The 8425-nt window shown below is 72.5% G+C and carries 5 protein-coding genes; all 5 read left to right on the plus strand.

The features are described from left to right. Positions 1–328: 328 nt before the first annotated feature. The 5 genes from hisS to MXD58_RS14195 all read left to right on the plus strand — a co-directional run bounded on the left by hisS (position 329) and on the right by MXD58_RS14195 (position 8227). The gene (gene hisS / locus MXD58_RS14175) at positions 329–1669 is read left to right on the plus strand and encodes a histidine--tRNA ligase (protein ID WP_248838275.1); all 1341 of its coding nucleotides are present in this window, start codon (positions 329–331) and stop codon (positions 1667–1669) included. A 650-nt stretch (positions 1670–2319) separates the two neighbouring features. Further along, entirely contained in the window at positions 2320–3054 is a 735-nt protein-coding gene (thyX, locus tag MXD58_RS14180) for an FAD-dependent thymidylate synthase (RefSeq protein ID WP_308301966.1), read from the plus strand. 193 nt (positions 3055–3247) lie between these two features. After that, positions 3248–4813, plus strand: coding sequence for a hypothetical protein (locus MXD58_RS14185; RefSeq protein ID WP_248838348.1), 1566 nt, complete (start codon positions 3248–3250; stop codon positions 4811–4813). A gap of 748 nt (positions 4814–5561) precedes the next feature. Next, complete coding sequence (dapA, locus tag MXD58_RS14190) at positions 5562–6545, plus strand: 4-hydroxy-tetrahydrodipicolinate synthase (RefSeq protein ID WP_248838278.1); 984 nt, start codon at positions 5562–5564, stop codon at positions 6543–6545. Next, positions 6542–8227 carry a ribonuclease J gene (locus MXD58_RS14195; RefSeq protein WP_248838279.1) on the plus strand — a complete coding sequence of 562 codons (1686 nt, stop codon included), beginning with the start codon at positions 6542–6544 and terminating at the stop codon, positions 8225–8227. The genes dapA and MXD58_RS14195 overlap by 4 nt, the downstream gene beginning before the upstream one ends. The last annotated feature ends 198 nt before the right edge of the window (positions 8228–8425 follow it).

The raw sequence follows: 8425 nt of genomic DNA on the forward strand, positions 1-8425 counted from the left end.
TCTTTCTCGACCGGTCCGTGCTGCTGACGTCGCGCACCTACCGGTATCGGCGGGACGGCACCGTCCGCCCGGGCCGTGGGGGGGGGGGGGGCGGGGGGGGGGGGGCCGCCGGGCCGCGGGCCCGATCGCGTGCGGTCGGTGTCCTGCCCGGCGGGCCCGGGAGATCGCCGGGGTAGGGTGCCTCCTATGCTTCCTGTCGTCTCGTGCTGGACGGTCGTGCGCCGTCGGGTGCTCGCCCGACATCGGTGAGTCCCGCCCGGCGCCGCGGTGATCCGCGCCCGGGCGGTGGACGTCCACCGGTTCGCAACGATGAGGAGAACTCCCGGCGATGAGTGACGCGCCGATCGTCCGCCCCCTGCCCATCAGCGGCTTCCCGGAGTGGCTGCCCGAGGTCCGGATCGTCGAGCAGCGCTGGCTCGACACGATCCGGGCGACCTTCGAGCGCTACGGCTTCTGCTCGGTGGAGACGCCCTCGGTCGAGGCACTCGACGTGCTCACCGCCAAGGGAGAGACCTCGCAGGAGGTCTACACCCTGCGCCGGCTGCAGGCCGACGGCGACGACGACAGCGCCCGCCTCGGGCTGCACTTCGACCTGACCGTGCCGTTCGCCCGGTACGTGGCGGCGCACTTCAACGAGCTCGTCTTCCCGTTCAAGCGCTATCAGATGCAGCGGGTGTGGCGCGGCGAGCGGCCCCAGGAGGGCCGCTTCCGCGAGTTCACCCAGTGCGACATCGACGTGATCAACGTCGACCGGGTGCCACCGCACTTCGACGCCGAGCTGCCCCGGATCGTGCACGAGGTGCTCGGCACCCTGGGCGTGCCGCCCTGGACCCTGAACATCAACAACCGCAAGGTGTTGCAGGGGTTCTACGAGGGCCTGGGGATCGGCGATCCGCTGGCGGTCATCCGCGTCGTCGACAGGATGGACAAGATCGGCCCGGCCGGCGTGGGGGAGCTGCTCGCCACCCAGGCCCGGCTCGACGCGGACCAGGTCCGGGCCTGCCTCGATCTCGCGGCGATCCGGACGTCGGGTTCCGGGGTCATCGACGAGGTGCGCCGGCTCGGGGTGAAGTCGGACCTGCTCGCCGAGGGGCTCGACGAGCTCGGTGCCGTCCTCGACGACCTCGCCGACCTGCCCGCCGGCAGCGTCGTCGCGGACCTGTCCATCGCCCGCGGCCTCGACTACTACACCGGCACCGTCTACGAGGCGAAGTTCAACGACTGGCCTGATTTCAGCAGCATCTGCTCCGGTGGCCGGTACGAGAACCTGGCCGGCTCGTTCATCCGCCGCTCGCTGCCCGGCGTCGGCATCTCCATCGGCCTGACCCGCATCTTCGCCAAGCTGCTCGCGGAGGGGCTGCTGCCGGTCGGCGCGGCGAGCCCCGCCGACGTCCTCGTCGTCGTGCCGAGTGCCGAGCGACGCTCCGCCGCCCTGGCCGCCGCGGCCGCGCTGCGCGCCCGCGGCCTGCGGGTCGAGACCTACCACCAGCCGGACAAGCTGGCCAAGCAGGTCCGCTACGCCGCCCGCAAGGGCATCGGTTCCGTGTGGTTCCCGCCCTTCGGCGAGGGCCGCGACCACGAGGTCAAGGACATGGCGACTGGCGACCAGAGCACCGCCGACCTCGCGTCCTGGACCCCGCCGGCGGCTGGGCCCTCGCCGACCGCCTGAGCACGGCTGAGCTGTTCGTCTCCGGGCCCGGATGATCCACCCGGATGCGCGCGGCGGCGGGACCGCCGCGCCATCGCGGGAGGGCTGCCCGCCGCGACGTGGCCGGCCGGCCGGGGATTGACGGGGGCGGAGACCCCCGGCCTGGGCCGGACCACGTCGCGAGGACGGGCGCTGTGACTCCTCGTCGTTGGGAGCGGCGAGGCGTCCAACTCCGGTGTACCACGGGTTCCCTGGCCCTCAATCCCCTCGCTCCACTCGCGTGACCGGACCGGCGGGTGGATGCCGACACCGGCCGCGTTGGGCGATTGCTGGCTCGCTCGGCCGATTGCTGACCGGCTCGACGCAATGCCGGTTCGCAGGGCTGATCGGGCGTTCGGCGAGGTCCTGCCAGGCCTTCTGGCGACGTCTTGGTGACGTCCGGCCCGGTTCACGCGGACCGGCGCACCTCGTCCGCCCGGCTGCGTCTACCGTGATGAGGTCCACGTGATGAGGTCCAGCCGTGGACGCATGAGCCGATGGAGGTGGCAGTGTCGCAGCCGGCATCCGACCCGGTGTCCGGGCAGTCCTCCGCGTCGCCGGGGGTTCCCGCGTCGACCGGGGAGTCCAGCCTCGAGCCGACCGCGGCACCCGCGGGTCCCGCGCGGGCCGGACTGCGAGTGCAGGTGGTGGCGAGGACGGAGTTCCTCCCGCCGTCGGACGTGCCGTGGAGCACCGACGCGGACGGCGGTCAGGCGCTGGCCGAGTTCGCCGGGCGCGCCTGCTACCAGAGCTGGAGCAAGCCCAATCCGGCCACCGCGACGAACGCGGGCTACCTGCGCCACATCCTCGACGTCGGGCACCTGTCGGTGCTCGAGCACGGGACCGTCTCGCTGTACATCACGGGTGTGTCCCGCAGCCTCACCCACGAGCTGGTCCGTCACCGGCACTTGTCCTACAGCCAGCTGTCGCAGCGTTACGTCCCCGAACGGGACGCCGCGGTGGTGGAGCCCGAGGTCATCGCCTCCGACCCGGAGCTGCACGCGTTGTTCCAGCAGGCCACCGTGGCCTCGGCCGAGGCCTACGGGCGTCTGTTGGAGGGGCTGGAGAAGCGGTTCGCCGACATCGCGGCGCCGACGTCGCGGCGCAAGCAGGCGCGGCAGGCGGCCCGGTCGGTCCTGCCGAACGCGACGGAGACCCGCATCGTGGTCACCGGGAACTACCGGGCCTGGCGGCACTTCATCGGGATGCGCGCGAGCGAGCACGCCGACGTCGAGATCCGCGGGCTCGCCGTCACCATCCTGCGGGAGCTGCGGGCGATCGCGCCGAACGTCTTCGCGGACTTCCGCATCTCCACGTTGGACGACGGCACCGAGGTCGCCTCCAGCCCGCTCGTCGGCGAGGGCTGATCCGCCAGGCCGTGGGTGCGGCGGTGGCGTTCGGTGACCGTGTGCCGCTCGTCCGATAATGTCATGATTCGTGAGCGGTTTCGCGGGCGGCGCACCCGGCGCGGGGCCGATCGGCCGGTTCCGCCGGTGGACGCGGCGCGACGACGCCGATCACGCGCCCGTCCTCGACCTGACCGACCTCGACGAGGTCACCATGACGCTGCTCGCTCCGCCGGCCCCCTACCAGGGGCTGCGCCGGCGGGTGGTGGACCAGTTCACCCTGCTCAGCGCCAACCGGTGCCAACTGACCCGCTCGGTCAACTGGGGGCCGCTGGACGTCGTGCTCAACGAGATCGTCCCGGTCGCCGCCGGCGGTCGGGTCGACACGGCCGGCCGGTTGCCGCCCGAGGTGCTCGTCCTGCTGCCGGTCTCGACGTTGACGAAGCGTGCCCTGGTCGCCTTCGACCTGTCGGGGCCGGCTGGCGCCGACGCCCACCTGATGCCCTACGGCACGTCGGTGGCCATCCAGGGCAACCTGATCGCCAGCCTCGCCGACCCCCTCGGCGTGCCGCTGGACGAGCGGGCCCGCCGGCTGGTCGACGCGATCTCCCGGTTCCGGCCGGGGCGGCTGTCGGGCAACTACCCGCGCCTGGTCGCGACCGGGCGGGGGCGCCCGCTGCCGCTGGAGTCGATCCGGGCCTACCTGGAACGGGAGGCCGACCTCGGGGTGAGCGCGGCCCGGCTGCGCCGCTGGCAGGATCTCGTCGCCGACGCCGAGCAGGTGCTCGCCGCCGCGCTCAACGAGCCGTTCGACCCGTTGAGCAGCGCCGAGACACTGCTGCTGGCGGTGGGTGAACTCTGGCGGGACCCGGACGTGCCCGACGGCCTCGACCTCGTCGCCATCGAGGGGTATCTCACTGCCTTCGTGACCTGGATCGACCAGCTGGTCCAGGTCGGTGCCGCCGCGGAGCCGGTGCTGACCACCGTGGCCGAGTACGGCCGGCGGTGGGAGGCGCTCGCGGCTGTCACCATCGACCCCTACCGGCCGTTCCTGATCAAGTCGAGCGAACAGTTGCGGACGGTGCTCGTCCGCGGCCGCGCGGCCCGTGCCCGACCGGCCGAGGGCAGAAGCATGCCTGCCTGGCGTCAGCTGCTGCACCCGGCGGCGCTGATCGACATCGACTCGGGTGGCACGGGCAGCTACCACGCCAGCATCGGAACGGACGACAGCAGCATCGAGCTGGACACTCCGATGATGGTCGACCTGTTCGGCGATCCGGTGCGGCGGACCTACATCGAGGACATCCAGCGCAACCGGGAGGTGTACGCCTTCTACACCACCGACGCGCGCCGCCCGCCCCGGTCGCGGCTGGTCGTGGGGCTCAGCGTGTCCTCCGACGTCTCCCGGATCACCGGGGCGATCGGCGTGCTGATGATCCTCACGGTGAGTCTGTGCGCCCTGCCGGTCCGGCTGTCGCCGGACGCGGTCGCCGTGATCACGTTGCCGTCGTCGTTCGCGGCGACGGTGCTGCTCACACGGGAGCGCAGCAGCCTCGCCGCCTGGGTCCTCGGACCGGCGAAGTCGTTCCTGCTGGCGCTGCTCGTGGCACTGGCCGTGCTCGCGGGTCTGCGGGCGGCCGGCTGGCACGGTCCGGCCGGTCCGGCCGGTTCGGCACCCCTAGCACCGGCCGCGGTGTGGGTCGCTCGGGCCCGCCGTCGCGCGCAACCTGGCGGCGCCGTCCGCGAAAGGCGGTGGGGCGGTACTCTGGAGGCCCTGTAGCGGCGGACGGGACGGTGGCGGATGCCGAAGAACTACGGCCCGGGTGTTGCGGTGGGCACGCCGCGTACCGGCGGGTTGCGGTCGCTGGTGCGCCTGGGCCGCCGGGAACTCTGGTTGCGGTTGGACCGCAACATGCTGGGTGTGGGTGACCGCGGCCAGAACGCGGCCCCGAGATCGCCCGGGGGTTCCGTTCGCGCGCACTGAGTCGTTTCCGATCCGTTCCGCCTCGTCCGCCCCGGCCGCCTCGCCGGAGCCGGCGCCGCGGTGGGGATCGGAGCCGTTCTTCGCGCCGACCGGGTGCACCCGGTGTGCGTCGCACGTTGGTCATGGTGATGGTCACCGTCGCGGCCGACGCGGCGGGTCAGCATGAGCCGGTGGTTGGTGGGCCGGTGGCTGTGTCGATCGTCCGGCTGCGGCCGGTGATCGAGCGGGGCGATGATCAGAAGTGGCGGCCGGTGGTCAGGAGTGGCGGCCGGTGGTAGGTGTGTCGGTCGGTGGTGGGTGTGTCGGTCGGTGGTTCGAGGCGGCGGTGACGTCCGGGACGTCCGGTTGCCAGGGGGCAGCCGGGTCCGGACGGGCTGCCGTGGCGGGGGCCCGGCATGGCCAGGATGGTCGGCGGGGCGGACGATGGGGCCGGGCGAGTGTTCGCGCGGCGCCGAGTGGTGACGAGTGAGTGTGGAACGTGGGCGCGGCGATGCTCGCCGGCCGGGAGAAACGATTGTCGGAGGTGCGCTCTAGCGTGACCGGTATGTCAGTGTTGCCGCCGGCGCCGTTCGGGCGCATGATCACGGCGATGATCACACCGTTCCAGCCGGACGGTGCCCTCGACGAGGCCGGAGCCGCTTGGCTCGCGGCCCATCTGGTGGATGCGGGCAACGACGCGCTTGTCGTCAACGGCACCACCGGGGAGTCGCCGACCACGACCGACGCGGAGAAGTCCCGGCTCGTCCGGATCGTCGTCGAGGCCGTGGCCGGTCGGGCCAAGGTGGTCGCCGGCGTCGGGACCAACTCCACCGACCACACGATCGAGCTGGCGCGCGCGGCCGAGGCCGCCGGCGCCGAAGGTCTGCTCGTGGTGTCGCCGTACTACAGCAAGCCGCCGCAGGCGGGCCTCGCGCGGCATTTCGCCGCCGTCGCCGACGCCACGGCGCTGCCCGTCATGATCTACGACATTCCGGGCCGGGCGGGCGTGCCGGTGGACACCGAGACCCTGGTCCGGCTGGCCGAGCATCCCCACATCGTGGCGGTCAAGGACGCGAAGGACGATCTGGGCGCGTCCTCCTGGGTGCTGGCCCGTACCGATCTGGCCTACTACTCGGGCACCGACATGCTCACGCTGCCACTGCTTTCCATCGGTGGCTGCGGCGTCGTCAGCGTGGTCTCACACCTGGCGACCCCGGCGATCCGGTCCATGATCGAGGCGTTCGGGGTCGGTGACGCGGCGCGGGCACTGGCGCTCCACCGTGGTCTGCTGCCCGCGTTCGAGGGGATCTTCCGCAGTCAGGGAGTGATCCTCACCAAGGCCGCGCTGGCCCTGGCCGGGCTGCCGGCCGGGCCGGTCCGCCCGCCGATGGTCGACGCGACCCCCGCCGAAACAGCCCGGCTGCGAGCCGACCTCGCCGCCGCGACCCTCGACCCGAGCGGCCCACCATGGCCATCGGGTGGCGTGCCGCATGCCGCGGCCGGCGCCGCGAACGGGTTCGCCGTAGCCGCGGCAGGAGAGGGCCCATGAGCCACCCGCACCCTGATTACGGCCCGCCGCCCCCGCTGCGCGCCGACGGCCTTCGCGTCATCCCGCTCGGCGGGGTCGGCGAGATCGGCCGCAACATGACCGTTTTCGAGCACGCCGGCCGGCTGCTCATCGTCGACTGCGGGGTGCTGTTCCCGGAGGACGTCCAGCCAGGGATCGACCTGATCCTGCCGGACTTCTCCGCGATCCGGGACCGCCTCGACGACATCGACGCGCTGATCCTCACGCATGCCCACGAGGACCACATCGGCGCTGTGCCGTACCTCCTGCGCGAGCGGCGCGACATTCCGCTGATCGGCACTCGGCTGACCCTGGCGCTGTTGAACGCCAAGCTCGCCGAGCACCGGATCAAGGCGGTGACCCAGGAGATCCGGGAGGAGGAGCGGCACACCTACGGGCCGTTCGAGTGCGAGTTCTTCGCCGTGAACCACTCCATCCCGGACGCGGTCGCCGTGGCGATCCGCACCGAGGCCGGACTCGTGCTGCACACCGGCGACTTCAAGATGGACCAGCTGCCCCTCGACGGCCGCCTCACCGACCTCGGCGGCTTCGCCCGGCTCGGCCGGGAGGGCGTCGACCTGCTGCTGTCCGACTCGACCAACGCCGAGGTGCCCGGGTTCGTCACCTCCGAGCGGGAGATCGCCCCGGTGCTCGACGGGGTCTTTCGCGAGGCGGGCAAGCGGATCATCATCGCCAGCTTCGCCAGCCACGTGCACCGGGTGCAGCAGGTGCTCGACGCCGCCGAGGCGCACGGCCGCTCGGTCTGCTTCGTCGGCCGTTCGATGGTGCGCAACATGGGCGTGGCCCGCGACCTGGGCCTGCTGCGGGTGCCGCCCGGCCTGATCATCGATGTCCGCGACCTCGACTCGCTGCCGGACCGCAACATCTGCCTGATCTGCACGGGCTCCCAGGGGGAGCCGCTGTCGGCGCTGTCGCGGATGGCCAACCGCGACCACCAGATCCGCATCCAGGCCGGGGACACCGTCGTGCTGGCCTCCAGCCTGATCCCCGGCAACGAGAACGCGGTCTTCCGGGTCATCAACGGGTTGAGCCGCTGGGGCGCCAAGGTCGTCCACAAGGGCGTCGCGAAGGTCCACACCTCCGGCCACGCGCCGGCCGGCGAGCTGCTCTACGTCCTCAACGCGACGCGGCCGTCCAACGTTATGCCGGTGCACGGCGAGTGGCGCCATCTGCGCGCGCACGCCAAGCTCGCCGAGGCCACCGGGGTGCCCGCGGACCAGGTCGTGCTCGCCGAGGACGGCATGGTCATCGACCTGCTCGACGGCCGCGCGCGGATCACCGGGGCGGTGCCCTGCGGCTACGTCTACGTCGACGGGTCCGCGGTCGGCGATGTCGGCGAGCCGAGCCTGAAGGATCGCCGCATCCTCGGCGAGGAGGGCTTCATCACGGTCACGCTCGTGGTGGACGCGGCGGCGGGCAAGGTCGTCGTCGGCCCCGACATCTCCGCGCGGGGCTTCACCGACTCGCCTGGCACGTTCGATGCGGTCGCCAAGCTCGTCAGCGACGCGCTCGCGGACTCGATGCGCAACGGAATGACGGACACGACCGCGCTGCAGCAGTTGGTGCGGCGCACGGTCGGTCGGTGGGTCAACGAGCGCTACCGCCGGCGTCCGATGATCATCCCGGTGGTCCTGGAGGTCTGACCGGCGCCTCGGCGCGGCGCGCCCATTTCGTCGGGGTTGCCGCGAGTCGGCCGTAGGGCTGTGTACCGTTTCGACGGTGGCCACACGGACTAGTGGCGCGCGGACGCGTGCGCAGACGGGGACGGCCACGCCCCGGCCGGGGGGCGGTGGGCGTCAGCCGGCCGCGCGTGGGCGCGGTACGGGCGGTACGAGCAGTGC

Origin of the sequence: Frankia sp. AgKG'84/4 (assembly GCF_023242965.2) — a bacterium.
Classification (GTDB): domain Bacteria; phylum Actinomycetota; class Actinomycetes; order Frankiales; family Frankiaceae; genus Frankia.